This window comes from Aquabacterium humicola (genome assembly GCF_030167915.1).
Taxonomy (GTDB): Bacteria; Pseudomonadota; Gammaproteobacteria; order Burkholderiales; family Burkholderiaceae_C; genus Pseudaquabacterium; species Pseudaquabacterium humicola.
The window spans coordinates 271,895-297,209 of sequence record NZ_JARGNB010000001.1; the positions used below are offsets into that span (position 1 = coordinate 271,895).

General features: G+C 70.4%; 25 protein-coding genes and 1 pseudogene. 6 read left to right on the forward strand and 20 right to left on the reverse strand.

The window, feature by feature from the left end; genetic code table 11:
- Positions 1-32 precede the first annotated feature (32 nt).
- From glgB to P1K89_RS01225, 4 genes are read left to right on the forward strand one after another with little or no spacing between them, the layout of a single operon-like run.
- Entirely contained in the window at positions 33-2,222 is a 2,190-nt protein-coding gene (glgB, locus tag P1K89_RS01210; protein WP_284616287.1) for a 1,4-alpha-glucan branching protein GlgB, read from the forward strand.
- Entirely contained in the window at positions 2,219-4,336 is a 2,118-nt protein-coding gene (gene glgX, locus P1K89_RS01215; RefSeq protein WP_284614528.1) for a glycogen debranching protein GlgX, read from the forward strand. Before glgB ends, glgX begins: the two co-directional genes overlap by 4 nt.
- A 1-nt stretch (position 4,337) precedes the next feature.
- Positions 4,338-5,894, forward strand: coding sequence for a 4-alpha-glucanotransferase (gene malQ, locus P1K89_RS01220; RefSeq protein ID WP_284614529.1), 1,557 nt, complete (start codon positions 4,338-4,340; stop codon positions 5,892-5,894).
- 20 nt (positions 5,895-5,914) lie between these two features.
- Positions 5,915-7,762 (forward strand): glycoside hydrolase family 13 protein, encoded by a 1,848-nt coding sequence (locus tag P1K89_RS01225; protein ID WP_284614530.1) that lies wholly within the window; start codon positions 5,915-5,917, stop codon positions 7,760-7,762.
- A 10-nt stretch (positions 7,763-7,772) separates the two neighbouring features.
- Here P1K89_RS01225 and P1K89_RS01230 read toward each other — a convergent pair whose 3' ends face one another.
- The 5 genes from P1K89_RS01230 to P1K89_RS01250 form a co-directional block, all read right to left on the reverse strand.
- Positions 7,773-8,225, reverse strand: a complete 453-nt coding sequence (locus P1K89_RS01230; protein WP_284614531.1) for a GNAT family N-acetyltransferase — start codon at positions 8,223-8,225, stop codon at positions 7,773-7,775.
- A gap of 71 nt (positions 8,226-8,296) precedes the next feature.
- Positions 8,297-9,199, reverse strand: coding sequence for an AraC family transcriptional regulator (locus P1K89_RS01235; RefSeq protein ID WP_284614532.1), 903 nt, complete (start codon positions 9,197-9,199; stop codon positions 8,297-8,299).
- On the reverse strand, positions 9,165-9,617 hold the full coding sequence (locus P1K89_RS01240; RefSeq protein WP_284614533.1) for a GyrI-like domain-containing protein: 453 nt from the start codon (positions 9,615-9,617) through the stop codon (positions 9,165-9,167). The genes P1K89_RS01235 and P1K89_RS01240 overlap by 35 nt, the downstream gene beginning before the upstream one ends.
- A gap of 73 nt (positions 9,618-9,690) precedes the next feature.
- Positions 9,691-10,458 carry a class I SAM-dependent methyltransferase gene (locus P1K89_RS01245; RefSeq protein ID WP_284614534.1) on the reverse strand — a complete coding sequence of 256 codons (768 nt, stop codon included), beginning with the start codon at positions 10,456-10,458 and terminating at the stop codon, positions 9,691-9,693.
- 114 nt (positions 10,459-10,572) lie between these two features.
- Entirely contained in the window at positions 10,573-12,165 is a 1,593-nt protein-coding gene (locus P1K89_RS01250) for an alpha-amylase family glycosyl hydrolase (protein ID WP_284614535.1), read from the reverse strand.
- 133 nt (positions 12,166-12,298) lie between these two features.
- On the opposite strand from P1K89_RS01250, the gene P1K89_RS01255 reads away from it, so the two are divergent.
- Both P1K89_RS01255 and P1K89_RS01260 read left to right on the forward strand, forming a co-directional pair.
- Positions 12,299-15,034: an alpha-1,6-glucosidase domain-containing protein gene (locus P1K89_RS01255; protein WP_284614536.1), complete on the forward strand. Its 2,736-nt coding sequence runs from the start codon at positions 12,299-12,301 to the stop codon at positions 15,032-15,034.
- Positions 15,035-15,181: 147 nt separating this feature from the next.
- Positions 15,182-16,579 (forward strand): sensor histidine kinase, encoded by a 1,398-nt coding sequence (locus tag P1K89_RS01260; RefSeq protein WP_284614537.1) that lies wholly within the window; start codon positions 15,182-15,184, stop codon positions 16,577-16,579.
- Positions 16,580-16,583: 4 nt separating this feature from the next.
- On the opposite strand, the gene P1K89_RS01265 is transcribed toward P1K89_RS01260, so the two are convergent.
- From P1K89_RS01265 to P1K89_RS01335, 15 genes and pseudogenes are all read right to left on the reverse strand, one after another.
- Complete coding sequence (locus P1K89_RS01265; protein WP_284614538.1) at positions 16,584-17,420, reverse strand: PPK2 family polyphosphate kinase; 837 nt, start codon at positions 17,418-17,420, stop codon at positions 16,584-16,586.
- Positions 17,421-17,437: 17 nt separating this feature from the next.
- A complete protein-coding gene (locus P1K89_RS01270) occupies positions 17,438-17,806 on the reverse strand; it encodes a DUF1801 domain-containing protein (RefSeq protein WP_284614539.1) in 369 nt (122 codons plus the stop codon).
- Between the two features lie 16 nt (positions 17,807-17,822).
- The gene (locus tag P1K89_RS01275; protein WP_284614540.1) at positions 17,823-18,152 is read right to left on the reverse strand and encodes a nuclear transport factor 2 family protein; all 330 of its coding nucleotides are present in this window, start codon (positions 18,150-18,152) and stop codon (positions 17,823-17,825) included.
- A 25-nt stretch (positions 18,153-18,177) separates the two neighbouring features.
- Entirely contained in the window at positions 18,178-18,840 is a 663-nt protein-coding gene (locus P1K89_RS01280) for a hypothetical protein (protein WP_284614541.1), read from the reverse strand.
- Positions 18,837-19,886 carry an MlaD family protein gene (locus P1K89_RS01285; RefSeq protein ID WP_284614542.1) on the reverse strand — a complete coding sequence of 350 codons (1,050 nt, stop codon included), beginning with the start codon at positions 19,884-19,886 and terminating at the stop codon, positions 18,837-18,839. The genes P1K89_RS01280 and P1K89_RS01285 overlap by 4 nt, the downstream gene beginning before the upstream one ends.
- A complete protein-coding gene (locus tag P1K89_RS01290; RefSeq protein WP_284614543.1) occupies positions 19,886-20,680 on the reverse strand; it encodes an MlaE family ABC transporter permease in 795 nt (264 codons plus the stop codon). The genes P1K89_RS01285 and P1K89_RS01290 overlap by 1 nt, the downstream gene beginning before the upstream one ends.
- A 76-nt stretch (positions 20,681-20,756) precedes the next feature.
- The gene (locus P1K89_RS01295; RefSeq protein WP_284614544.1) at positions 20,757-20,987 is read right to left on the reverse strand and encodes a hypothetical protein; all 231 of its coding nucleotides are present in this window, start codon (positions 20,985-20,987) and stop codon (positions 20,757-20,759) included.
- A 51-nt stretch (positions 20,988-21,038) separates the two neighbouring features.
- Positions 21,039-21,524 (reverse strand): [protein-PII] uridylyltransferase family protein, encoded by a 486-nt coding sequence (locus tag P1K89_RS01300; RefSeq protein ID WP_284614545.1) that lies wholly within the window; start codon positions 21,522-21,524, stop codon positions 21,039-21,041.
- Positions 21,524-21,949, reverse strand: a complete 426-nt coding sequence (locus tag P1K89_RS01305) for a hypothetical protein (RefSeq protein WP_284614546.1) — start codon at positions 21,947-21,949, stop codon at positions 21,524-21,526. The genes P1K89_RS01300 and P1K89_RS01305 overlap by 1 nt, the downstream gene beginning before the upstream one ends.
- 8 nt (positions 21,950-21,957) lie before the next feature.
- A pseudogene (locus P1K89_RS01310) lies at positions 21,958-22,179 on the reverse strand (hypothetical protein); the annotation flags it as partial.
- 106 nt (positions 22,180-22,285) lie between these two features.
- On the reverse strand, positions 22,286-22,816 hold the full coding sequence (locus tag P1K89_RS01315) for a dihydrofolate reductase (protein ID WP_284614547.1): 531 nt from the start codon (positions 22,814-22,816) through the stop codon (positions 22,286-22,288).
- A complete protein-coding gene (locus tag P1K89_RS01320) occupies positions 22,816-23,625 on the reverse strand; it encodes a thymidylate synthase (RefSeq protein ID WP_284614548.1) in 810 nt (269 codons plus the stop codon). The genes P1K89_RS01315 and P1K89_RS01320 overlap by 1 nt, the downstream gene beginning before the upstream one ends.
- A 70-nt stretch (positions 23,626-23,695) precedes the next feature.
- Positions 23,696-24,661 carry an ImmA/IrrE family metallo-endopeptidase gene (locus tag P1K89_RS01325; RefSeq protein ID WP_284614549.1) on the reverse strand — a complete coding sequence of 322 codons (966 nt, stop codon included), beginning with the start codon at positions 24,659-24,661 and terminating at the stop codon, positions 23,696-23,698.
- Between the two features lie 58 nt (positions 24,662-24,719).
- Positions 24,720-25,037, reverse strand: coding sequence for a CcdB family protein (locus P1K89_RS01330; RefSeq protein ID WP_284614550.1), 318 nt, complete (start codon positions 25,035-25,037; stop codon positions 24,720-24,722).
- Positions 25,034-25,303 (reverse strand): type II toxin-antitoxin system CcdA family antitoxin, encoded by a 270-nt coding sequence (locus P1K89_RS01335; RefSeq protein WP_284614551.1) that lies wholly within the window; start codon positions 25,301-25,303, stop codon positions 25,034-25,036. The genes P1K89_RS01330 and P1K89_RS01335 overlap by 4 nt, the downstream gene beginning before the upstream one ends.
- Positions 25,304-25,315: the final 12 nt, after the last annotated feature.

Here is a 25,315-nt window from a genome sequence, read left to right on the forward strand (position 1 = left end):
CAGGCCACCCGGCAAGCCCTCTCTCGTTCATGATGCTCAGCGATCACGACGTGAATGCCCTGGTGGCCGCGCGCCATCCGGACCCCTTCGCCGTGCTCGGGCTGCATGCCGACGGCGCCGGCGGGCTCGTCGTGCGCGCGCTGCTGCCGCAGGCCGACGCCGTCGCGGTGATCGACGTGGCGAACGGCCAGCCTGTCGCGACACTGCAGCGCATCCATGCCGACGGCCTGTGGCAGGCCGCGCTGCCCGGGCGAGGCGAACGCTTCGACCACCGGCTGCGCGTGGGCTGGTCCGACGGCAGCGAAGGCCAGTACGCCGATGCCTATGCCTACGGCCCGCTGATCGGCGATGCCGACCTGCACTACCTGGCCGAGGGCCGGCACCTGCGGCCCTACGAGGTGCTGGGCGCGCACCCGATGGTGCTGGGCGAAGGTCTGCACGCGGTGGCCGGCGTGCGCTTCGCGCTGTGGGCGCCGAACGCGATGCGCATCAGCGTGGTCGGCGACTTCAACGGCTGGGACGGCCGACGCCACATGATGCGTTCACGCGGCGGCTCGGGCATCTGGGAGCTGTTCATCCCGCACGTGAGCGAGGGCGACCGCTACAAGTTCGAGCTGCTGCAGCGTGGCGGCGCCGTGCTGCCGCTGAAGTGCGACCCCTTCGCGCATGCCGCGCAGCTGCGGCCGGACACCGCGAGCCAGGTGGCCGCGCTGCCGCCGGCCCGGCCGCTGCCGCCGGGGCGCGCCGCCGCCAACCAGCGCAGTGCGCCGATCTCGATCTACGAGGTGCATCTGGGCTCCTGGCGCCGCCATCCCGATGGCGCGTTCCACGACTGGGACACCCTGGCCGCCGCCCTGCCGGCGTATGTGGCCGAACAGGGCTTCACCCATGTCGAGCTGCTGCCCATCACCGAGCACCCGTTCGACGGCTCCTGGGGCTACCAGACGCTGGGCCTGTACGCACCGACCTCGCGCTTCGGCTCGCCCGCCGGCTTCGAACGCTTCGTCGCCGCCTGCCACGCGCAGGGCGTCGGCGTGCTGCTCGATTGGGTGCCGGCGCACTTCCCGTCGGACGAGCACGGCCTCGCGAAGTTCGACGGCACGGCGCTCTACGAGTACGCCGACCCGCGCGAAGGCTTTCACCAGGACTGGGACACGCTGATCTACAACTTCGGCCGCCACGAGGTGCGCAACTTCCTGATCGGCAGCGCGCTGTACTGGATCGAACGATTCGGCGCCGACGGGCTGCGCGTCGACGCGGTGGCCTCGATGCTCTACCGCGACTACAGCCGCGCGCACGGCGAGTGGCTGCCGAACGTGCACGGCGGCCGCGAGAACCTGGAAGCGATCCACCTGCTCAAGCGCGCCAACGAGGTGATCGGCGCCGAGTGTCCCGGCGCGTTCACGATCGCCGAGGAATCGACCGCTTTCCCCGGCGTGTCCGCGCCGACCTTCGCCGGTGGCCTGGGCTTCCACTTCAAGTGGAACATGGGCTGGATGCACGACACGTTGAAGTACATGGCCGAGGATCCGGTGCACCGGCGCTGGCACCACGACAAGATGCGCTTCGGCATGGTCTACGCCTTCAGCGAGAACTTCGTGCTGCCGCTTTCCCACGACGAGGTGGTGCATGGCAAGGGATCGCTGCTGGGCAAGATGCCGGGCGATGACTGGCAGCGCTTCGCGAACCTGCGCGCCTACTACGGCTTCATGTGGGGGCACCCGGGCAAGAAGCTGCTGTTCATGGGGCAGGAGTTCGCGCAGCCGACCGAATGGAACCACGATGCCGAGCTGCCCTGGGCGCTGACCGGCGACCCCCGGCATGCCGGGGTGCAGCGCCTGGTGCGGGACCTGAATCGCGTCTACCGCGGAACCCCCGCGCTGCACCGCCTGGACCACGATGCGGCCGGCTTCGACTGGATTGCGGTCGATGAGGCCGAGACCTCGGTCTTCGCGTGGATCCGCCGCGACGAGAACGGCAGTGTCGCGCTGGTGGTGTGCAACTTCACGCCGGTGCCGCGCCACGACTACCGGCTCGGCGTGCCGCCCGGCATCGGCCAGTGGCGCGAGGCGATCAACACCGATTCGGCCTGGTACGGCGGCAGCAACGTCGGCAACGGCTCGCACTCGCTGCGCACCGAGGGCCGGGCCGCCCATGGCCGCGAACAATCGGTGCTATTGACGCTGCCACCGCTCGCGACGCTGATCCTGTTGCCGTCATGACCTCTTTCAAGCTGCCCGACCAGATGCAGCCCGGCCGCGCCGAGCCGATGGGCTCGTTCGCACGCGACGGCGGCGTGAACTTCGCGGTGTTCTCCGAGCACGCCACGCGCATCGAGCTGTGCCTGTTCGATGCCGACGGCGTGCGCGAGCTGCGGCGCTACGAGCTGGCCGGCCCGGACGACGGCGTGTTCCACGGCTTCCTGCCCGGCGTCGGGCCGGGGCTGGTCTACGGCCTGCGCGCGCACGGCCCGCACCAGCCCGAGGCCGGCCACCGCTTCAATGCGCGCAAGCTGCTGCTGGACCCGTGTGCCCGCGAGATCGTGGGCCGGGTGCACTGGTCGCCCGAACTGCACGGCTACACCACCGGCCATCCCGACGGCACACGCTCGCTCGACGCGCGCGACAGCGCCCCGGCGATGCCGAAGGCGCGTGTCGCGCCGCCGCCGCAGGCCGCGCCCGGCTGCCTCAATGCGCCGCGCATCGATCCCGCGGACATGGTGCTGTACGAAGTGCACGTCAAGGGCTTCACGATGCAGCACCCGGGCATCCCGGCCGAGTTGCGCGGCACCTACGCGGGCCTGTCGCACCCCGCGGCCATCGCGCACTTCAAGGCACTGGGCGTCACCACGCTGTCGCTGCTGCCGGTGCAGTACCACGTCGACGAACCCGCGCTGGCCGCGCGCGGCATGATCAACTACTGGGGCTACAACACGCTCGGCTTCTTCTGCGCCGACCCGCGCTTCGCGCAGTCGCCCGACGATCCCGCCGCGGTGAACGCCGAGTTCCGGGCGATGGTGGCGACGCTGCACGACGCCGGGCTGGAAGTGGTGCTCGATGTCGTCTACAACCACACGCCCGAAGGCGACGAGACCGGCGCGACCCTGGCCTTCCGCGGCTTGGACCATGCCGCGTGGTACCGGCTGTCGCACGATGACAAGAGCCGCTGCGAGAACCTGACCGGCTGCGGCAACACGGTGAACGCCGCGCATCCGCGCATCACGCAGTTCGTGCTCGATTCGCTGCGCTGCTGGGTACACGAGTTCGGCGTCGACGGATTCCGCTTCGACTTGGCTCCGGTGCTGGGTCGCACGCGCCACGGCTTCGATCCGCATGCCGGCTTCTTCCATGCGCTGCGCCAGGACCCGGTGCTCGCGCGTGCACACCTCATCGCCGAACCCTGGGACGTGGCCTACGACGGTTACCAGGTCGGACGCTTCCCGGGCCGCTTCCTCGAGTGGAACGACAAGTTCCGCGACAGCGTGCGCCGCTACTGGCTGGGCTCCGGTGTCGGCCGCGGCGAGCTGGCGCGGCGCTTCACCGCGTCGAGCGACCTGTTCCACCACGGCGCACGCCGGCCGAGCGCATCGATCAACTACATCGCCGTGCACGACGGCTTCACGCTGGCGGACCTCGTCAGCTACTCCACCAAGCACAACCACGCCAACGGCGAGAACAACCGCGACGGCCGCGACGGCGAACCCTGTGCGAACTTCGGTGCCGAAGGGCCCAGCGACGATCCGGCGATCGTCGAGACGCGCCGGCGGGTGCGCCGAGCGATGATGGCCACGCTGCTGCTGGCGCAGGGCACGCCGATGATCAATGCCGGCGACGAGATCGGCCGCACGCAGCAGGGCAACAACAACGCCTACTGCCAGGATTCGCCGCTGACCTGGCTGGACTGGGCGCATGCCGACGTCGCGTTCCAGGCCTTCGTCGCCGAATTGCTCGCGCTGCGTCGCGCCGAGCCGGCGCTGCGGCACGACCGCTGGTTCCGCGCGCCGCCCGCCGCGCGGGGCGAACGCAGCCTGGCCTGGCTGACGCCCGCTGGCCGCGAGATGAGCGTGGCCGACTGGCACGACACTGCCCATCCCGCGTTCGCCTGCCAGATCCTCGGCTCGCCGATGGACCCGGCCGGCGGCGAGCACGGCAGCGCACGGCTGCTGCTGGCCTTCAATCCCGAGGCGCGGCCGCAGGCCTTCGTGCTGCCGTCGGGCCTGTGGCAGGTGGCGATCGATTCGAGCGGCGAACTTCAAGGCGGCCACGCGCTGCCCGCGGTGGCCACGGTCACCGTGCCCGCGCGTGCGCTGCTGGTCCTGAGAAGCAACGGACACTGACATGAACCTTCACCAACGCGCGGCCGGCGTGCTGCTGCATCCCACCTCGCTGCCCGGCCCGCATGGCATCGGTGACTTCGGCCCCGACGCGCGTCATTTCGTCGACTGGCTGGCGGGCGCCGGTCAGTCGCTGTGGCAATGGCTGCCGGTGGCGCCGATCGGGCCGGGCAACTCGCCGTACCAGAGCGTGTCGGCCTTCGCCGGCAGCCCGCTGATGGTGGCGCTGGAGCCGCTGGTCGAGCGCGGCTGGCTCGCCGCGCCGGCGCTGCCCGGTGGCGCCGAGGGCGGCTTCGATGCGCGGAGGGTCGACTTCGGCCGCGTCGTGCCATGGCGCCTGCAGCAGCTGCGCGCGGCGGCACATGGCTTCTTCGCCAAGGCCGAGGAGGCCGACCGCGCGGCCTTCGCGCGCTGGTGCGACCAGCAGGCCTACTGGCTGGACGACTACACGCTCTTCATGGCGCTGGAAACCGCGCACGGCGGCCGGCCGTGGTGGGAATGGGATGCGCAGCTGCGGCAGCGCACGCCGCAGGCGCTGGCCGCCGCACGCAGCGCGCAGGCCCACGAGATCGAATTCTGGCGCTTCGTGCAGTGGTGCTTCGACGAGCAGGCCGCGTCGCTCAAGCGTTATGCGAACGAGCGCGGCGTGCACATCATGGGCGACCTGCCGATCTTCGTCGCGCACCACAGCGCCGACGTCTGGGCGCGCCCGGACCTCTACGAGCTCGACGCCGCCTGCCAGCCGACGGTGGTGGCCGGCGTGCCGCCCGACGAGCTGGGGCCGCTGGGCCAGCGCTGGGGCAATCCGCTGTACCGCTGGGACCGCATGGCCGCCGAGGACTGGGCCTGGTGGGCCGACCGCGTGCACCGCGCGCTGGACCATGCCGACGTCTTCCGCATCGACCACTTCCGCGGCTTCGCGGGCTACTTCGAGATCCCCGCCGACAGCCCGACCGCGCAGCGCGGCCGCTGGCTGCCCGGGCCCGGGAAGGCCTTGTTCGACGCCATCGCGCGCCGGTTGGGCGAGCTGCCCATCGTCGCCGAGGACCTGGGCTACATCACGCCGGACGTCATCGCGCTGCGCGACGGCTGCGACTTCCCCGGCATGAAGATCCTGCAGTTCGCGTTCGGCGGCAACGGCACGCACGAGTTCCTGCCGCACAACTACCCGCGCCACTGCGTCGTCTACACCGGCACGCACGACAACGACACGGTGCACGGCTGGTGGGCGCAAGCCAAGCCGCACGAGCGCGACTACGCCGGCACCTACCTCGCCTGCTCGAGCGCCGACGTGCACTGGGCGCTGATCCGCGCGGCCCACAACTCGGTGGCCAACCTGTCGGTCTGCCCGTTCCAGGACGTGCTGGGCCTCGGCAGCGAGCACCGCATGAACACGCCCGGCACGATGGGCGATCACAACTGGACTTGGCGCTTCGGCTGGGACATGGTGGGCGCCGAGCCCGGCCGCGTGCTGCGGCTGATCACGTCCACCGCCGGCCGCATCCCGAGCGAGTGCACGCCGCTGCCGCCGCCGGATGTCGACTACTTCCCGCTGCCCTGAACCCTTCTGCCGTCGATCACATGCGCCACGTCCTGACGCTGTTGCTGCTGCTGTGCTGTTTCGCCGCCCGCGCCGCGGCGCCGGTGGTCGAGCGCATCGATCCGCCGTTCTGGTGGACAGGCATGAAGAACCCGCGGCTGCAGCTGATGCTGTACGGCCCGCGCATCGGCGACGCGACCGCCACGGTGCGCGCACCGGGCCTGCGGGTGAGCGGCCAGCGGCGCGGCGACAGCCCGAACGTGCTGTTCGTCGACCTGCAGATCGGCGCGGGCGCGAAGCCGGGGCGCTTCGACCTCGTGCTCGCGCGCGCGGGTGAATCAACGCGCCGTGCCTACGAGCTGCACGAGCGCATCGCCGGCTCGGCGCAGCGACAGGGCTTCGGCCCCCGCGACGTGATCCTGAACCTGGTGCCCGACCGCTTCGCCAACGGCGACCCGGCCAACGACAACATCGCCGGCTACCCGGACCCGGCCAACCGCGCCGACATCTCCGGCGGCCGCCACGGCGGCGACATCGCCGGCATCGTGCAGCACCTGGACTACATCGCCGGCCTGGGCTACACGATGCTGTGGCCCACGCCGCTGCTGGAGAACAAGCAGCCGAGCTATTCGTACCACGGCTATGCGATCACCGACGGCTACCGGGTCGACCCGCGCTTCGGCAGCAACGACGACTACAAGCGCCTCGTCGAAGCCGCCCGCGCGCGCGGCATCGGCACGATCCAGGACATCGTGCTGAACCACATCGGCTCCGGCCACCACTGGATGGCCGACCTGCCGACAAAGGACTGGCTGACGATGGACGGCCGCTTCGTGCCGACGCGCCATGCGCGCACCGCCGTCAGCGACCCGTATGCCGCGCCGTCGGACCGCGAGAACTTCATGCGCGGCTGGTTCACCGAGAACATGCCGGACCTGAACCAGCGCCAGCCGCTGCTCGCGACCTGGCTGATCCAGAACACGATCTGGTGGATCGAGTACGCGGGCCTGGCCGGCGTGCGCGCCGACACCTGGGGGTACTCCGATCGTGATTTCCTCGCCCAGTGGACCAAGGCTGTTCTTGCCGAGTACCCCAAGCTCAACATCGTCGGCGAGGAATGGAGCGGTAACCCGGTGGTGGTGTCGTACTGGCAGCGCGGCAAGAAGAATCCCGACGGTTATGTCTCGCACCTGCCGGCGCTGATGGACTTCCCGCTGCACTACGTGCTGCGCCGCGCGCTCGCCTCGGGCGAAAGCTGGAACGGCGGCTTCAACGAGCTGTACGAGGGCCTGATCAACGACAAGCTGTACCCGGACCCGTCGAACATGGTGCTGTTCGAGGGCAACCACGACGTGCCGCGCCTGTTCAGCGTGCTCGACGAGGACGTTCAGCTGACGAAGATGGCGCTGGCCTACGTGCTGACGATGCGCGGCATCCCGCAGCTCTATTACGGCACCGAGGTGTTGATGACGAGCCCGAAGCAGCGCGACGACGGCGCGACGCGCCAGGACTTCCCTGGCGGCTGGGCCGATGACCGGGTCAACGCGCGCACCGGTGCGGGCCTGACCGACGCGCAGCGCGACGTGCAGGCATTCGTGCGCAAGCTGATGAACTGGCGCAAGACCGCGGCCGTGATCCACACCGGCCGCCTGGTGCACTACGCGCCGGAGAACGGCACCTACGCCTTCTTCCGCCACGACGGCGCCAAGCGCGTGATGGTGGTGTTCAACAAGAACAGCACCGACACCACGCTGCAGACCGCGCGCTTCGCCGAGATGCTGACGGGCAAGGGGAGCGGCAGCGACGTGATCAGCGGCCGCCGCATCGACTTCGCGCAGCCGACGTTCACGCTGCCGGCGAGGTCGGTGATGGTGCTGGAGCTGCAGTAGGCCGGCGGCGTCAATCGGCGATCGCCTTGTTGTAGGCGCGATAGACCCGGTCCAGCTGCCAGCCCAGCGATTCGTACAGCGCCTGAGCCAGGCTGTTCGTGTGCGCCGTCGTCAGGTCCAGCCGCACCATGCCGTCGGCGCGGGCCTGCTCCTCGGCGGCGCGCATCAACTGGCGGCCGGTACCGGCGCGGCGACCGGCGGGATCGACGAACAGGTCGGACAGGATGTAGATCGGTGCCGCCGAGATCGAGCAGAAGGTCGGGTACATCTGGATGAAGCCGAGGGCCCGGCCGGCATCGTCCTCGGCGAGCAGGATCACCGACTCGTTCTTCGACAGGCGCGCGGCGATGAAGTCGCGTGCGCGCGCGCGGTCCGGTGCCTGTTCGTAGAACTGGCGATAGCCGTCGAAGAGCGCGGCCAGCGCCTCGAGGTCGGAGAGGGTGGCGCGGCGGATCGTGGTCATGCGGAGGCCGGGGTCGGTGCGGTCGAGAGGGCGCGCATCGTAGCGGCAATCCCCCACGGCCGCGCAGCGGCTCATGCAGCCTTCAGCGGCAGGCAGATGTCCGTCAGCAGCTCGGCCGGTTCGGTGTCGCGCGGGTTGTTCAGGTACTCCTCGAGCATCGGCGCGGCGTCGTCGGCCTCGTGGCCCGAGCGCGGCAGCCAGGTGCCGAAGAGCCAGCGGTAGGCCGCGTGCATCGACGCATAGGGACCGCGGTGGCGCAGCACCGCGTACGGCCCCGGCCGCGTGACCATCGCCTGCAGCGGTTCGGGCAGGGCGTCGGCGGGTGCGCTGCCGGAGACGCCGGCGAACGAGCGCAAGTCGGCTTCGGCCACCGAGCCGGGGTCGTCGAGGTACAGCGCGATGGCCCGCATGCCGGGCCGCGACAGCCCGCGCGCGGCGAGGCGACCGTACAACCCGTCGAACGCCTGGCCGACCTGCATGTACGAGCCGCGGTGCGGCGCGGCGACCAGGGGAATCGCCGGCAGCTCGACGAGCTTCACCTCGGCCGCCGCGTGGGCACCGTCCTCGGCGGCGATCGCCTGCTGGAACACCGCGTGGTCGCCCGCCGCGCGGTAGCGGGCCGGCGGCAGCCGGTACACCGACTTGAAGATGCGGGTGAAAGATTGCAGGTTGGGGTAGCCGGCGTGCCTGGCGATGCGCTCGATCGGCAGCGTGGTGTTCGCCAGTTGTCCGGCCGCGCGGTGCAGCCGCAGGCGCTTAACCGTGGCCGCCAGCGTCTCGCCGTAGACCGCGTGGTAGACGCGGTGCCAGTGGCAGGGCGACAGGCAGGCGATGTCGGCCAGGGTCATCAGGTCCAGCGGTTCGTCCAGGCGCGCGTGCACGTGCTCGATCACACGCTGCAGGCGCGCCTCGTAGCGCCTGAATGACGCCGCCGTGGCCTCAGCGAAGGCCGACGGCGATGTGGATGTGTCCATCGGGCTGGTAACGCTCATGGTCGCAGGTGAAGCGGCGCGGCAAGGTGTCGGCATCATGCTGCCAGATGCTGCGCCAGGCCTCGCCGACGCGCTCGGGATGGCCGCGCTCGACCTCGAACACGGCGCAGCGCACGGCCGGCACGTCGACCTGGATGCAGCCTTCGGGCGGCACCGCGCCGGGCTGCACCGGCACGCCGATCACGAAGCGGTAATCGCCCAGGTTGTCGCGGCCGGCGTGTTCGAACTCGGTGTACAGCGCGACCACGTCGTCGCCCTGACGGCCCGGGATGCGCCCGGCCCACTGCTCGGCGAAGAAGCGCTGCCAGTGCGCGGGGATGGTCTGGAAGCCTTCGCGATTGTTCGTGCGCAGGGGCAGGCCGATCACCGTGAAGGCGTCGTGGTGCTGGATCTGGAACATGGTCGGGCTCCGGAAGGAATCGATGTCGCCATCGTTCCACGACCCTGTTTGACAAGTCTTGCGGAGTTGAGCGTCAGGCGACGATCAGGCGCAGCGAGCCGTCGAATGTGGGCTGGGTGCGCAGCGCGCCCCAGCGCTGGTCCCAGCGGCCCGAGCGCAGGTCGTCGGCGAGCGTGCGCTCGAAGCGCTCGACCACCGCCGGCGCGACGAAGCTCCAGGCCGAGCAGGCCTGGCGCGCGCCGGCGTCGAGCAGCCGCTCCGGCCGGCCGTAGTAGGCCTCGCCGAAGCCGTCGCTGCAGTGAAGCGGGATCGGCACCGGCTCGACCCGCGCCGCGCCGCCGAGCCCCGCCACGAGCGTCTCGATGCGCGGATAGCGCCGCGCCTCGACCTCGATCGCCTCGCGGGCGTACTCGGCGAGCCAGAAGCGGTCCAGCGCGTCGGGATCGCAGGACAGGATGACCACCGGCCCGCGCGTCACGCGGCGCAGCTCGGCCAGGCCCCGCGCCAAGTCGCGCCACTGGTGCACGGTGAAGCTGGCCATCGCCGCGTCGAAGGTCTCGTCGGCGAAGGGCAGGGCTTCGGCCGTCGCGTCGATCGCCGGCGGCAGCTGCGGCGGGCGTTGCGCCCGCATCGACGCCGAGGGCTCCACGGCAGTGACCACGACATCGGTCGGTTCGTACGAGCCGGCCCCGGCGCCGACGTTCAGCACCGAGCGCGCATCGCCCAGCGCCGCGCGGATGCACGCCGCGATGCGCGGCTCGGGGCGGCGGTACTGCGCGTAGCCGTCGCCGATGCGTCCGTAGTCGGCATCACCGGCGCTGCCGTCGTGGTGGCGGTGCATGCAGCCCCTCCCTGTTCGTGGAGGGCGCATTGTGCAAGGCGCAGCCGCCGCCGGGCCGCCCCAAGGCGGCTGGCCCCCTCGGGGGGGCAGGAGCCAAGCGACGTGGGGGTTTACTCAGCGCTCGCGCCGGAGCACCCGGAACGACTGCGGCGCCAGCGCGAAATGCACGCGGCCGTCCGCATCGGCCTGCGTTCGCGCGCCGCCGGCCGGGTACTCGCTGGCGTAGCGCGCGTTGGCGCCCAGCCGGTCGATGCGAATCGTCGCCGGCGCCTTGCCGTAGTTGATCAATACCAGCGTGTGCTCGTCGTCCGTCGCGCGCTGGAAGGCCATCGCCTGGCCGGCGACCTGCGGCGCTTCGTAGCGGCCGACGGCGATCGACGGCAGGCCATTGCGCAGTGCGAGCAAGGTCTTGTAGTGCGCGAGCACCGAGGCCGGATCGGTGCGCTGTGCGGCCACGTTGTGCGTCGCGGCGTTGTCCGAGGCGGGCCGGAACGGCTTCACGCCGGGCCGGGTGAAACCACCGGCCGAAGCCGGATCGGCCGTCCAGCTCATCGGCGTGCGCAGCGGTGCATCGCCGGGCAGCCCGTCGACGCCGGCCATGCCGATTTCCTCGCCGTAGTAGATGAAGGGCGTGCCGGGCAGCAGCAGGTAGGTGGCCGCGGCGAGACGATAGGCCGCGTCGTCGGCGCCGAGCTGGTCGCGCAGGCGCTTGCCGGCGAAGATGTCGTGGTTCGACAGCATCGTCGCCATCGTCGGCGGCGCACTCGTGAAGTACGCGGCCACGCGCTGGATCGCCTCGGTCTTGCCGCGCGCGGCATCGATCAGCTGATGCTCCAGGCCGAAGGCGAAGGCGGCGCCGCAACTGTCGGCGCCGGCCCAGCGCTGCGGGTTTGCGGTGGCTTCGCAGACCATCCAGCGCTGGCGGTAGCCGTCGCGCATCAATGCCCGCACGTCGCGCATCAGCGCGTGGCTTTCCGGCTGGTCGTTCCAGTCCTTCGCGCTGTTCTCGATCAGGTGCGGCACCGCGTCGAAGCGGAAGCCGTCGAGGCCGCGGTTGAGCCAGAAGCGCAGGCTGTCGTGGTGATAGGCCAGCGCCCGCGGGCTGCGCAGGTTGAAGTCCGGCATGTGCGGGCCGAAGGTGGCGTAGTGAAACGCGCCGCCGGCCGGGTACCACGGGTGTTTGCCCCAGACGTCCCAGCCGGAGGGGGCCTCGGGCTGCCAGATGAACCAGTCGCGCAGTGCATCGGTGGTCGACGCGGTCGACAGCCGGAAGGCCGGGTGCTCGCGGGCCGCGTGGTTGATCACGTAGTCCATGATCACGCCGATGCCGCGAGCGTGCGCCTCGCGGATCAGCGCATCGAAGTCGGCCAGCGTGCCGTAGGCCGGCTCGATGCCGCGGAAGTCGGTCACCGCGTAGCCGTGGTCGTGGTCGGCGCTGCGGGTGATCGGCATCAGCCAGATCCCCTTGACGCCGAGTTCCTGCAGGTAGGGCAGCGATTCGGTCAGGCCGCGCAGGTCGCCGATGCCGTCGCCGTCGCTGTCGCGCCAGGCGCGCACGAAGATCTCCATGAACGCGCCGTGCTGCCAGCCCTCGGGCAAGGTGCTGCCGGGGTCGGCGGCGGGGACCGGGCGGCGGTCGAAGGGGATGGGCTCACCGGCCGGCATCAGCGCGCAGGCGGCGAGCAGCGCGACGCTGGCGGCAGTCAAACTTGCAAGAAGGCGCATTCAATCAATGTAGTTTAGGTACATAAATGCCTGCAATCAGGGTTTGCTGCAGATGTTGGTGACGTAGTTTTGTTTCTGTACCATGCCACGGCCGTCGTTTCGGATTCCTGCCGTGATGCCCCTGCCCATCGTCGCCCTGCTGCTGTCCTTGATGGCGCCCGCCGCCGTGGCCGCGAGCCCCTCGCTGACCGACTGTGACAGCAGCGCCTTCGCGCGCACGTTGTTGGCGGCCGCGCAGCCTGCGCCGCCGACGCCGGAGCCGGAGCCCAAGCCCGCGCAGGCGGTCTGGCTGAGCGGCACCGTGCTGCAGTGGCCGCAGATGGCGGTGGCCGACGGCACGCGGTTCCGTCTCTATCACGCGAAAGACGCGTCACTAGCCGCGCTCGACGGCCGGCCGATGCGCGGCGCCGATGGGGTCGTCGACCTGCGCCCGGCCGCAGCCCCCGCGGACGCCGCGCAACGCTTCCGCCACGTCGCCGCCGGCCTCGTGCTGCAGGCCGACGCGGACCCCGCGTCGCTGCGCCGCCTGCACCGTTCGCAGACGCTGCTGGTGCACGAGGACGCGCAGGGCCGCGTGCTGCGCTCGACGCCGCTGCAAGCGGCCGCGGCGCTCGACGAGCTGTTCGCAGCGGCCGAAGCGGCAGCGCTGGGCGCGACGCTGCGTCGCGACGGCGCCGACTGGCGCCTGTGGGCGCCGACGGCGCAGCAGGTCGCGCTGTGCCTGCACGACAGCGCCGACGGCCCGGCGCGGCGCCTTGTGGCGATGCAGGCCGACGAGGCCAGCGGCGTCTGGTCGGCGCGGCTGCCCGCGCCGCTGCCCGGGCGCTTCTACCGCTACCTCGTCGACGTGATCGTTCCCGGCGTCGGTCTCGTTCGCAATCGCGTGACGGACCCCTATGCCCTGGCCCTGAGCGCCGATTCGCAACGCGCCTGGCTCGCCGACCTCGACGCGCCGGCGCTGAAGCCCCCGGGCTGGGATGCGCACCGCACGCCGCAAACGGTGAGGGCGCCGACCGACCTCGTGATCTACGAGCTGCACGTGCGCGATTTCTCGATCGGCGATGCGAGCGTGAGCGCAGCGAACCGTGGCAAGTACGCCGCCTTCGCCGAACCCCGCAGCGCCGGCATGCGCCACCTCGCGGCGCTGGCGAAGGCGGGGCTCACCGACGTGCACCTGCTGCCGGTGTTCGACCTCGCCACCATCCCCGAGCGCGGCTGCACCTCGCCGCCCGCATCCGCGCTGCAGGGGCCGCCGGACGGCGAGGCGCAGCAGGCGGCGGTGATGGCGGGCGCCGCGACCGACTGCTTCAACTGGGGCTACGACCCCTGGCACTACACCGTGCCCGAGGGCAGCTATGCCAGCGATGCGGCCGACCCGGCGAAGCGCATCGTCGAGTTCCGCCGCATGGTGATGGCGCTGCACCGCGCCGGGCTGCGCATCGGCATGGACGTGGTCTACAACCACACCGCGGCCTCCGGACAGCAGGCGAAGTCGCTGCTCGACCGCATCGTGCCCGGCTACTACCACCGGCTGAACGCGCAGGGCGTGGTCGAGCGCTCGACGTGCTGCGACAACACGGCCACCGAGCACCGCATGATGGGCAAGCTGATGATCGACTCGGTACTCACGTGGGCGAAGGCCTACCGCATCGACTCGTTCCGCTTCGACCTGATGGGCCACCAGCCGAAGGCCGCGATGCTGGACCTGCAACGCCGCCTGAAGACCGAACTCGGCCGCGACATTCCGCTGATCGGCGAAGGCTGGAACTTCGGCGAGGTGGCCGACGGCGCGCGCTTCGAGCAGGCGTCGCAGCTGTCGCTGAACGGCACCGGCATCGCCACCTTCAGCGATCGCGCGCGCGATGCGCTGCGCGGCCGCGGCGGCCTGCATGCGCAGGGCTGGCTCAACGGGCTTCACTTCGATCCGCATCCGGCCGCGCCGCCCGCCACCCGTGACGACCTGCTGCGCGCCGCCGACCTGGCACGCGTCGGCCTCGCCGGCTCGATCCGCCGCTACCGCCTGCAGACCGCCGACGGCACGGTGCAGGCGCTGGAGGCCCTGCGCTACGGCGGCCAGCAGCCGGCGGGCTACGTGGCCGAGCCGTCGGAGGTGGTCAACTACGTCGAGAACCACGACAACAGCACCTTCTTCGACGATGCGGCGGCCAAGCTGCCGCCCGGCACTTCGCGCATCGACCGGGCGCGGGTGCAGCTGCTGGGCGCCGCGGCCGTGGCCTTCAGCCAGGGGCTGGCGTACTTCCATGCGGGCCAGGACCTGCTGCGCAGCAAGTCGATGGACGGCAACAGCTTCGACTCGGGCGACTGGTTCAACCGCCTCGACTTCAGCTACCGCGACAACGGCTTCGGCGCCGGCCTGCCGCCGCGGCCCGACAACGCGCGCGACTGGCCGGCGATGAAGGCGCTGCTGGCCGATGCCTCGATCAAGCCGGGGCCGGCGGAGATCGCCTGGATGCGCGATGCCTTCCGCGACCTGCTGGCGATCCGCGCCTCGTCGACGCTGTTCCGGCTGCGCTCGGCCGCCGACATCGAGGCCCGCCTGCAGTTCCCGAACACCGGCCCGCAGCAGGTGCCGACGGTGCTGGCCGGACACCTGCGGGGCGAGGGCTACCCCGGCGCGCGCTTCCGCGAGATCGTCTACCTGCTCAATGCCGACAAGGCGGCGCAGACCATCGTCGTCGATGCCGTGCGTGGCCAGGGGTTCCGGCTGCATCCCGTGCACCTGAAGCCGCACGCGGCCGAGCGCCGGGCGCGCACCGACGCGCGCTTCGATCGCGCCGCTGGCCGCTTCACCGTGCCGCCGCGCAGCGCCGTCGTCTGGGTGAGGGATTGACAAGCGCTTTCAAGGCGCGATCGATTTCACGCAAACAGACCGGCAAGCAGGCGAATCGGCACGTTAGGATCGTTGCCCGCCGTAACGGAAGTGGGCGCGCCTTCGCGCGCCGGCCGCACGGACGGACCCCCGGATCCCCGCTGGCCGATGACCGCGCAACCGCTGACCGCCACCGACATGGCCGCCTTCGTGCTGGCCGTGCTGGCGCTGCTGTATGGCGCGCTGTGGCTGCGCGACCGCGAGCCCGGCATGTCGTGGCTGTCGTTCAGCTTCGCGCTGGCGGCCGTCTGGTACGCCGGCAGCGAGCAGTACCTGCCGACCGGCGCCTACATCGAGGCCGGCCAGTACGGCATGGCGTCGATCATCCTGCTCAGCACGATGACGATGACCATCGGGCTGATGCGCTACCTGGGGCCGCTGACCCGCCTGCGCCGCACCGTGCTGTACGTGCTGCTCGCGCCCGGGGCGCTGGTGCTGGCCGGCTACATCGCCGGCGTGCCGATGCTGCGCTCGGTGACCAATGCCGCGGCGGTGCTCGGCTATGTCGGCTGCGCGGTGATGGCCTTCCGCGCCGCGCGCCACGAGCCCGGCGCCGGCCACGCGATCATCGGCATCGCGGTGCTGGCGATCCCGCTGATCCTGCCGCTGCTGCTGCTGCTGAAGGTCGAATTGCGCTACCTGCGCTACCTCGGCGTGCTGCCGGTGCTGTTCTTCGGACTGACCTTGCTGACCGTCAGCCTGCTGCGCCGGCGCCGCGCGCTGGAAGCCGAAGTTCGGCGACGCGCCGCGGTCGAAGCCGAGCTGACGCAGCTGAACGCGACGCTGGAACAGCGCGTGGCGGACCGCACGGCCGACCTGGGCCAGCTGGTCGGCGGCCTCGAGAGCTTCAACCGCAGCGTGTCGCACGACCTGCGCGGGCCGCTCGGCGGCATCGAGGGCCTCGCGCGCATGGCGCACGAGGCGCTGGAGGAGAACGGCGACGCCTCGGTCGCGCGCCGCGTGCTGCCGGCGATCGCCGCGCAGGCCGAAACCTCGACCCGGCTGGTCGGCGCGCTGCTCGACCTGGCGCGTGTCGGCGACGCCGCGTTGCAGCGCCGCCGCGTCTCGCTCGATGCGCTGGTTCGTGAAGTGCTGGACCACCTGGCCGCCGCGCAGCCGACGCAGCCGCTGCCCGAGGTACGATTCGCCGGCCTGCCGCAGGTCGACGGCGACCCCGACCTGCTGCGCCCGGTGCTGACCAACCTGATCGGCAACGCGATCAAGTTCAGCCGCGAGCGCGCCGAGCCGCGCATCGAGGTCAGCGCCGAGCAGCAGGGCCGCGAACATGTCGTGCGCGTCGCCGACAACGGCGCCGGCTTCGATGCCGCCGCCGCGCAGCAGATCTTCGAGCCGTTCCGCCGCCTGCACGGCCGGCGCTTCGAGGGTTCGGGCGTGGGGCTGAGCATCGTGCGCCGCGCGGTCGAGCGGCACGGCGGCCGCGTGTGGGCCGAAGCGACGCCGGGGCAGGGCGCGCAGTTCTACTTCACCCTGCCGCTGGCGGCCTGAACGCTCAGGCGATCCGGCGGCCGGCCAGGGCCGGATCGCCGGGCGGATAGCGCAGCCGCAGCTTCTCGAGCGTGTGCTTCAGCACGCGCGCGATCATCAGGTTGCGGTGCGTCTTCGAGTCCGCCGGCACCACGATCCACGGCGCCCAGGGCGTGCCGGTCGCGGCGATCGCCGCCGCGTAGGCGCGCTGGTAGTCGTCCCATTGCGCACGGACCTGCAGGTCGGCCGGGTCGAACTTCCAGCGCTTGTCGGGGTCGTCCAGCCGCGCCTGCAGCCGTTCGCGCTGCTCGTCCTTCGAGATGTGCAGCATGAACTTGCAGATCACCGTGCCGTGCTCGCAGAGCATGCGCTCGAAGTCGTTGATCTGGCGATAGCGCTCGCGGGTCTGGCGCGGCGACAGCGTGCCCTGCACCACCGGCACCAGCACGTCTTCATAGTGGCTGCGGTTGAAGACCACCGTCTCGCCGGCGGCCGGCACCGCATGATGGATGCGCCACCAGGGGTCGTGCGCACGTTCGGTCTCGGTCGGCGCCTTCCACGCCACGGTGTGCACGCCCAGCGGGCTCATGCGGCCGAAGACATGACGCAGCGTGCCGTCCTTGCCGCTGGTGTCGACGCCCTGCAGCACCACCAGCAGCTTGTATCGGCGATCGGCGCGCAGCCGGTCCTGCAGCCCGTCGAGCTCGAGCGCCAGCGCCTCGACCGCGGCGCGGTCGAGCTCCTTGTCGCCGCTGCCCAGCGGCGTCGCCGACGGGTCGATGCGGCCCAGCGCGAAACGGGGCGCCGGCCGCGCATGGCGGTAGGGGGCGATCAGCGTATCGAGCGGTGTGTTCTTGGGCATGGCGATGCAGCTGGGGGTCAGCGCGCCAGCGCCGCGGCCTCGGTGGCCAGCCGCACGACCGTCTCGCGCGCCAGCGGCGTGTCCGGCCGCAGCTCGAGCGTGGCCATCTCGTACTTGCCGCCGGGCCTGAGCCGAGGCTCGATGTGCCGCAGCCGCTGGCCGCGCCAGAAGCCGAACAGCACGCGCTGCGGCTCGGCGCGGATCAGCAGCACCGGGCCGTTGCGGAAGTACACGATGTGGCCCCACTTGAGGCGCTCGTCGAAGTCCGGCACCACGGCGCGCACGGTCTCGCGCAGCGCCTCGGCATAGGCGCGCTGCCAGCCGCCGAGGCAGGCGATGTACCCGTCCGGGTCCGTCGCCGGGGTCAGGATCATCTTCACCGCCATGGTCGCGAGGCGCCGTTCAGTAGAACCAGACCGTGCGGATGCGCCCGTCTTCGATCCGGTAGACCGCGATCGCCTCGACGGGGCCGTCGGGCAGGCCGGTGATGCGCTCGTGGTCGATCACCGTCTGGCCGCACACCATGCGGTTGACCACCTCGGCGTGCAGGTCCGGCAGCGTGAAGCGGTTCTTCGCGTAGTGCGCGGCGAAGGCCGCCTTGCCGGACAGCACGGGTTCGAGCGCCGGCGGCCGGAAAACCTGCACATCGTCGGTGTACTCGGCGACGAAGCGCTCGAGGTCGTGGTCGTTGTAGGCCTCGAGCTGGCGCTGCACGGGATCGGAGGGGTTCACCGGGGGTCTCCTCGCCAAGGGATCGTCAACGCGGGGGCGTGCCTTCGACCAGCGCGAGCCGACGCTTGAGCCGCGCCGCGTCGTCCGCCGCGCCGGCCTGCTCGGCGCGCTGCAGCGCGAGCTTCAGCCAGGCCATCAGCGGCCGCCGCCAGCCCTGCGCCGACGCGGTGTCGATCGCCACGTCGAAGACCGCCGGATGGGCCCGCGCGCCACGCAGCAACACGCCGGCGGCGACCAGGCGCGACAGCGGGTCCTCGATCTTCTGCAGCGCCGCGGCGTCGCCCGCACCGCCGGCACTGCCCGCCAGCGCGCGCTGCGGCTCGGGCAACAACGCAGCGCCGGCCGGCGTCGCGCGCGCGGACAGGTACTCGGCATAGGCGCGTTCGGCCGGCGCGGCATCGGTCTCGAGCGCCCGGTAGGCCGGGCAGTCGTCGAACTGCAGGCTCGCCACCTGCGCCGCGCAGCGCAGCAGCTCGGCGCGGGCCAGCAGGTCGGGGCGGCCGGTGCGGCCGATCTCGGAACGCGCCCGCGCGAGCGCCTGCGCCTCCACACGTTCATTGCCGGCGAAGTACGCGTCCACCACATCCTGCATCGCCGAGCGCGCGTTCATCTGCCAGTCCGGCGGCGGCGGGCCGCTGGCGCAGGCGGTGAGCAACGCCAGCAGCGACAGCAGGGACGCGCGGATCATGGCAGCTTGATCTCCGTCTGCCGCGCGAAGGGCCAGCGGCGGTTGATCTCGTTGACCAGCTGCTCGACCTTGCGCAGGCTGGACTCCACCTCGGCGCGCAAGGTGCCGAGGTCCGCGGTCGCGGTCTTCGCATTGCCGGCCACTGCCTGCGCGTCGGCCAGCACCGCGTCGACCTTCTTCAGGCTGGTGCGCGCTTCGGCGAGCATCTGGTTCAGCTCGCGCACGGTGCCGCGTACTTCATTCGTCAGGCCGGCCTCGCCCTTCGGCCCGCCGGCGCCGAAAAGCTGCTCGTCGGCGCGGGCGGTCAGCCCGTCGAGCCGGGCCAGCAACGCGTTCGTGCGGTCGATCGTGGTGATCAGCTTCTTCGCGTCGGCGTCGCTGCCCAGCAGTGCGCCGAGCGCCCCCTGCGGCGCATTGAGCCGCGCGGTGGTGGCCTGCAGGTTGTCCAGCGTCTTCTGCAGCGCCGAATCGCTGCCGCTCAGGCGGTTGAGGTTGTCGATCAGCGCCTTGGCCGACGAGATGACCTGCGGGATCTCGGCGGTGGCGTCGCCGATCAGCACGGTGCGCACCGCGCCGGGCGGCAGCGGCGGGTCGGTCAGGATGCCGCTGTAGGCGCGGATCGCGGTGTTGCCGACGAGGCCGCGCACCAGCGTGAAGACGCTGGTGGTGCGCAGCCAGTGGGCGTCCTTCTTCGGCACGTCGATCACGATGCGCGCGTTGCCGTCGGGCGCCAGCTCGATGCGGCGCACGCGACCGATCGGAAAGCCGGAGAAGGTGAGGTCCATGCCGACGACCACGCCTTCGGAATCGTTGGCCACCAGCACCAGCTCCTGCGTCGGCTCGAAGGCGCCGCGCGCGGCCATCACGTAGAGCACGGTGCCGGCGATCAGCGCGACCAGCAGCAGCAGCAGCGCCGTGGCCTTCAGCTCGACCTGCGCGATCGGCACTGGCTCGGCGGTCACCGGCGCCGGGCCGGGGGTTGAAGCCGGGGCCGGAGCCGGAGCCGGAGCCGGCGGTCCGGCGGTCGGGGGTGGCGGGGAATCCATCAGAGGTAGTTGACCATCAGCGAGCCGAGCTCGATCAGCACCATGACCGCGAGCATGCGGATCAGCCCGCGCAACTCAGGGCCGGCGCGCACGCGCCGGGCCGGCGCATCGGCCATCGCCGAGGCCAGCGGCATCAGCGCGACAGCCAGGCTGAACAGCAGCGTCTTCAGTGCGAAGACCAGCGCCACCGCCGGGCTCATCACGTGGCCGACCGTGCGCGTATAGCCGGCCAGGCCCCAGGGCGAGAAGCCGTGCGCGACGAGGTAGGCCAGCACCAGCGCGACGACGCCCGCCGTGCTGGCCAGCATCAGCACCGTGAACACGCCGGCGAGCGCGCGCGGCAGCAGCTCGCGCCGCAGCGGGTCGATCCCGGCGGCCTGCTGCGCGGCGAACTGCCCGCGTCGTCGCAACTGCACGATCTCGGTGCCGGCCGGCAGCGCGAACTGCACCGCGACGAAGAAGGCCGCGGCCAGCGGGATCAGCTCGAGCACCAGCACGCGGATCAGCATCTCCAGCGCGTAGCGCGACAGGCCGTAGCTGATCGCGGTGACGAGCACGATGCGCGTGATCACCAGCGTCGCCAGTGCGGCGACCAGCGTGAACCACAGCAGCGCGCTGCCGGTGCCGGCGACGAGGTGATGGGCGACGATGCGGCGCTGCTCGCCGCGGTAGCTGGCCGGGCTGGCGGCCAGCGACAGCATCGACGCCGAAAACTGCGCGACGCGCCACCAGCCGCCGAGCCAGCGTGCGACCGGCATGCGGACCTGGCGCGCGAGGCCTGGGGCGCTGGACATCGGTCGATGATAAGTGGCGGCACCGGCCGCCCGAGCGGCAAGCGCCGCGCCGGCTACGCGCGCCAGGCGGTACGGGTCAGGGCACGAAGTTGCACTTCGTCGTTTCGGGCCGGGCGCACAGGTCCTTCGTCTCGCCGCCGCCGCTGAACTGCTTGCACACCAGCCCCGAATCGCAGCGCGGGTTCTGGTCCAGGCAGGGCTGGCACTGGCCGCCCTCGCCATCGCCGATGTCCTTGCAGCCGAACAGCGCAATGACGATGGCTGCGGCCACCATGCTGGCCAGCAGTCGAGTCGCTTGTCGATTCATGATGTTTTCCTCCCTGGTTGTCGAAATGTCCGTCGTGCGCGGGCGGCCCGGTCAGGGCTTGCCGCCACGCTGCGCGGCCGCGCGCTCCTTCATCACCGCGTCCCGGTCGGTGAAGGAGACCACCATGCCGGCGCAGCGCTTGTTGTGCGCGGCGACCTGCGCGTTGAACGCCGCCTGTTCGTCGTTCATGCGCGCCGAGTGCGCATTCAGTTCCGCGACCCGCGCGTTCAGCGCGTCGAGCCGCGCATTGAAGGCATCGACCGCGGCCTGGTCGTTCGTGTCGACCTTCGGCTGCTCCGCCACATGCGCCTGCGAGTCGTCCTGGAAACGCTTCAGTTCGGCGTCGTGCTGGGCCTTGCGGGCCTGCAGCGACTGCCGTATCGGCAGCAGCCGGTCGTCTTCGGCCACGCACGCGCGGTAGTCGTCGCGGGTGGCGAGCTTGGGCTTGCCCTGCGCCATCGCCGCCACCGGGCCGAACGCGGCGGCGGTGATCATCGCGATCAGGAGGGGCGAGCGGCGCGCCATGCGGTTCATCATCAGCGCCCCCAATGGATCGCGCCGCCCCACGGCAGCGGCAGCGAGCGGTACGGCGCCATGTCGAAGACCAGCCGGTTCAGCCGGTTGCGTTCGTCGTACTGCAGCTGCACCTTGATCGCGTCGTCGCGGTAGAGGCGGCAGATGCGGTTGCGCACCGGCACCTCGGCATAGACCAGCGGACCCGAACCGCAGGACGAGAGGAAGCGCGGCTTCACGCGGCGGCAGTCGTCGGCGCTGACCACCGAGATCGCCGCGTCGCGCGCGGCCAGCAGCTCGCGCGCCGCGTTCGGCGTCGAGATCAGGCGCGGTTGGCGTTCGAGTGTCGACGACAGGCCCTCGAGCTCGGCCGTGCAGTCGCCGTTGGTGAACAGCGGCGGCATCAGCAGCAGCCAGACGACGGCGAGGGCGGCGTAGAAGCGCAGCATGGTCTTCAGCGCGTGGCGTCGAGCACCATCACCGCGCCGCGCACCGCCCTGCGGGCGCCGCGCTCCAGCCGCAAGTCGGGCAGGTAGATCGTCAGGAAGTAGACGATGCTGCCGAGCAGCGGGATCGAGAAGAGGATGAAGAGCCAGCAGGTCTGCTGGCCGCTGCGCACGGCATGCACAGCGAAGAACAGCGCGACCAGCACATGCAGGCCGAGGCCGATGAACGGCATGGCGATCCTCCCTCTCGTCGTCGGTCCGGGTCTTCGACGGCGCGCCCGGATCCGCGTAGTTTAGGGAGTCGTCTGCTCGATTCCCCCCAGCAAACGGGGGGTCGACTCAACCGTCGGAGGGATGCCGGCGCCGGTAGCGCACGAAGGCGAAGTGAAAGTGGTTCGGCGGCTCGGCGTGGTGCGGTTCGCGGCTGGTCTCGACAAATTGCGCGCGGTCCCAGGCCGGGAAATGCGCGGCGCCTTCGAAGTCGGCATCGAGCTCGGTCAGCAGCAGCTCGTCGGCGATCGGCAGCGCCGCCGCGTAGAGCTCGCCCCCGCCGATGACGAAGAGGCGTGGCACGTCGCCGGCCGCGGCGATCGCCTCGTCGAGGCCGTGCACGACGATGGCGCCCGGCGCCGACCAGCCGTGCTGCCGCGTCACGACGATGTTGGTGCGATCCGGCAGCGGCCGGAAGCGTTCGGGCACCGAGTCCCAGGTCTTGCGGCCCATGATCACCGGGTGGCCGATCGTCTGCGCACGGAAGTAGCGCATGTCCTCGGGCAGCCGCCACAGCAGGCGCTGGCCATCGCCGATGACGCCATGGCGCGCGACGGCGGCGATCAGCGCGATCTGCGGCCGCTTCTGCGACGTCGCCATCACACCGCCACCGGCGCCTTGATCGCCGGATGGTGCTGGTACTCGCGCAGCTCGAAATCCTCGTAGTCGTAGTCGAAGATCGAGGCCGGCCGGCGCTTGATGTGCATCAGCGGGTAGGGGTAGGGCGTGCGCGCCAGCTGCGCCTGCACCTGCTCGACGTGGTTGTCGTAAATGTGGCAGTCGCCGCCCGTCCAGACGAAGTCGCCGAGTCCCAGGTCGCACTGCTGCGCGAGCATCTGCGTCAGCAGCGCGTAGCTCGCGATGTTGAACGGCACGCCGAGGAAGATGTCGGCGCTGCGCTGGTAGAGCTGGCAGCTGAGTCTTCCGTCGGCGACGTAGAACTGGAAGAACGCGTGGCAGGGCATCAGCGCCATCTTCGACAGCTCGGCCACGTTCCACGCGCTGACGATGATGCGGCGCGAGTCGGGGTTGCTCTTGAGCGTCTTCACGACGTCGGCGATCTGGTCGATGTGGCCGCCGTCGGGTGTCGGCCAGCTGCGCCACTGCACGCCGTAGACGGGCCCCAGGTCGCCGTCGGGCTTCGCCCATTCGTCCCAGATCGTCACGCCGCGTTCCTGCAGCCACCGGGCGTTGCCGTCGCCGCGCAGGAACCACAGCAGCTCGAGGACGATGGACTTCAGGTGCACCTTCTTCGTCGTCACCAGCGGGAAGCCTTCGTTCAGGTCGAAGCGCATCTGGTGGCCGAACACGCTGCGCGTGCCGGTGCCGGTGCGGTCGGCCTTCGGCGTGCCATGGAAGAAGACATGGCGCATGAAGTCTTCGTACTGGTGGCGGATGGGGCGGGTCAACTCAGAGACTCTGTTCAGGAAGCGATGCGTGCAATCAGCACGGGCGATCAGGATCTGGCAACGCGTGCGTTCAACCCACGAATAACTTGAGTTCCTCCAAGCGGATCGCCATGGCGTCAACGGAGACTCCGAATTGCGATGCCAGCGAGATGTGTTGTGCCCCTGAGAAGCGGTCGATTGCCGCCAGTCGCTTAGTCACTGATCTCACATCGATCGCCCTCGTCGGGTCGTAGTTGGCTGAAGAGCCAAAGAGTTCAAACCAAGTAGCCTCGTTCAGGCTCAGTTGCCAATGGCCGAAGATCTCCTCGAATCGACGGATGACCAGTCTTTCCGGCATTAGGAATTCCACGGCGAAGCGATTGGCCTCCCGTTCAATCGGGTCATGCTGTTTCGTTGAACTGTCGATTCCCACGTCGCGGTGGAGGCCAGCCATGCCGCCGTGGAGTATGACGTGCCCCAGTTCGTGAGCGAGGGTGAATCGCCCAACGTGCTCTGGAACCCTTGCCGAAATTCGCACCCTCCGAGACAGAGCATCAAGGACTCCCGCCACCTCCAATACCTGCGATCCAGATCGCGTCTGACCCAGGCCCGGGACAACCTCCACCGTAAAACCGGCGGACTGCAATGCCATGACTGGGTCGAGCAGATCGACCGGATCGCTCGGCGGGTGGCCGTCCCAAAGTGCGTGTCGTTCTGACCAGAGCCGTCGATGTACGCCTCGAACAGAGGCCGAAATCATGGTCCTTGTGTTGCGCCGAGGCTTCGTCGCTACCGTGACCGAGGATGTCTCTGTCTCGTCGGGGCCGGAAGCCAACTTGTCCAGTCGTGATTGCGCGCCGTTGTCCAGCTCGTCAACGTCAATGATGCGGGCATATGGGTGGGCGGCGGCGGTGCCCAGTGCGGCTGTGCTCGAGTGCGTTGCCGGGTTGACTTCGACACCCGTTTCGAAGTCATCGACACCCAACACCTCCACATATGCGTAGGGGTTCTCTAGCAGTCGGCGCGCATCCGAGATTGATGGCTTCACTGTGCTCATGGATGTCGTGCTCCTTGGCGGACAGACGGGGCCTGCTTGACTGCCGCCCTGACGCGCGTCAATACGCCCCAAAGAGGGTATCCAGTGCGTCGAGCAACTCGTCGCGGTGGCCTGCGAGATTGGCTATGGGCTTCTTGAGCAGCGTGGAGGGCACTGGCGCCAGTGATGCAGTGTCCAGTATGACGCTCTTGCCATCCACCTGGAGGACCGGATTTAGCCCTTGGGCCGGCATCCCGAAGCCCTTGGGCGCCCGCAGCGGAATGACGACCCTTGTTCCGATGGGGCCCAAATGGTCGTTCTGCATGTCGAGCACAAAAGGCGTGTGCGAGCGTTCGGGTGCGAACGGGTTCGCGTAGACGTCGAATCGGGCCATCATGCGGCGTCGCGGTCCGCGGGCGGTCGCATGAAGGTGCGGTAGCGATCGGAGAACAAGCCCTCGCGCTCGATGCGGGCGTTGTAGTCGGTGATCGCCTGGGCGTTGTCCTGCTGCCAGCGTGCCCAGTGCTGCTTCAGCACTTCTTCGGTCAGCAGGGCGTCGACGGTTTGCGATATGTTCATGCCCATCTCCTTGGCCATGTCCAGCACCTTGGCGTTGAGCGACAGATTGATCGGGCGCTTGGGGGCGTTGCGAATGCTGCGCATCATGCATCTCCA

Coding starts and splice junctions, on each gene's coding strand:
- P1K89_RS01305 (WP_284614546.1), bottom strand. CDS start 21,949: ATGCTGCGCTTCTACGCCGCCCTCGCCGTCGTCTGGCTGCTGCTGATG.
- P1K89_RS01285 (WP_284614542.1), bottom strand. CDS start 19,886: ATGGATTCCCCGCCACCCCCGACCGCCGGACCGCCGGCTCCGGCTCCG.
- P1K89_RS01335 (WP_284614551.1), bottom strand. CDS start 25,303: ATGCGCAGCATTCGCAACGCCCCCAAGCGCCCGATCAATCTGTCGCTC.
- P1K89_RS01280 (WP_284614541.1), bottom strand. CDS start 18,840: ATGATCCGCGCGTCCCTGCTGTCGCTGCTGGCGTTGCTCACCGCCTGC.
- P1K89_RS01315 (WP_284614547.1), bottom strand. CDS start 22,816: ATGGCGACGTCGCAGAAGCGGCCGCAGATCGCGCTGATCGCCGCCGTC.
- P1K89_RS01265 (WP_284614538.1), bottom strand. CDS start 17,420: ATGCCCAAGAACACACCGCTCGATACGCTGATCGCCCCCTACCGCCAT.
- malQ (WP_284614529.1), top strand. CDS start 4,338: ATGAACCTTCACCAACGCGCGGCCGGCGTGCTGCTGCATCCCACCTCG.
- P1K89_RS01230 (WP_284614531.1), bottom strand. CDS start 8,225: ATGACCACGATCCGCCGCGCCACCCTCTCCGACCTCGAGGCGCTGGCC.
- P1K89_RS01325 (WP_284614549.1), bottom strand. CDS start 24,661: ATGAGCACAGTGAAGCCATCAATCTCGGATGCGCGCCGACTGCTAGAG.
- P1K89_RS01330 (WP_284614550.1), bottom strand. CDS start 25,037: ATGATGGCCCGATTCGACGTCTACGCGAACCCGTTCGCACCCGAACGC.
- glgX (WP_284614528.1), top strand. CDS start 2,219: ATGACCTCTTTCAAGCTGCCCGACCAGATGCAGCCCGGCCGCGCCGAG.
- P1K89_RS01300 (WP_284614545.1), bottom strand. CDS start 21,524: ATGATGAACCGCATGGCGCGCCGCTCGCCCCTCCTGATCGCGATGATC.
- glgB (WP_284616287.1), top strand. CDS start 33: ATGCTCAGCGATCACGACGTGAATGCCCTGGTGGCCGCGCGCCATCCG.
- P1K89_RS01225 (WP_284614530.1), top strand. CDS start 5,915: ATGCGCCACGTCCTGACGCTGTTGCTGCTGCTGTGCTGTTTCGCCGCC.
- P1K89_RS01295 (WP_284614544.1), bottom strand. CDS start 20,987: ATGAATCGACAAGCGACTCGACTGCTGGCCAGCATGGTGGCCGCAGCC.
- P1K89_RS01245 (WP_284614534.1), bottom strand. CDS start 10,458: ATGCACCGCCACCACGACGGCAGCGCCGGTGATGCCGACTACGGACGC.
- P1K89_RS01270 (WP_284614539.1), bottom strand. CDS start 17,806: ATGGCGGTGAAGATGATCCTGACCCCGGCGACGGACCCGGACGGGTAC.
- P1K89_RS01240 (WP_284614533.1), bottom strand. CDS start 9,617: ATGTTCCAGATCCAGCACCACGACGCCTTCACGGTGATCGGCCTGCCC.
- P1K89_RS01235 (WP_284614532.1), bottom strand. CDS start 9,199: ATGGACACATCCACATCGCCGTCGGCCTTCGCTGAGGCCACGGCGGCG.
- P1K89_RS01260 (WP_284614537.1), top strand. CDS start 15,182: ATGACCGCGCAACCGCTGACCGCCACCGACATGGCCGCCTTCGTGCTG.
- P1K89_RS01255 (WP_284614536.1), top strand. CDS start 12,299: ATGCCCCTGCCCATCGTCGCCCTGCTGCTGTCCTTGATGGCGCCCGCC.
- P1K89_RS01290 (WP_284614543.1), bottom strand. CDS start 20,680: ATGTCCAGCGCCCCAGGCCTCGCGCGCCAGGTCCGCATGCCGGTCGCA.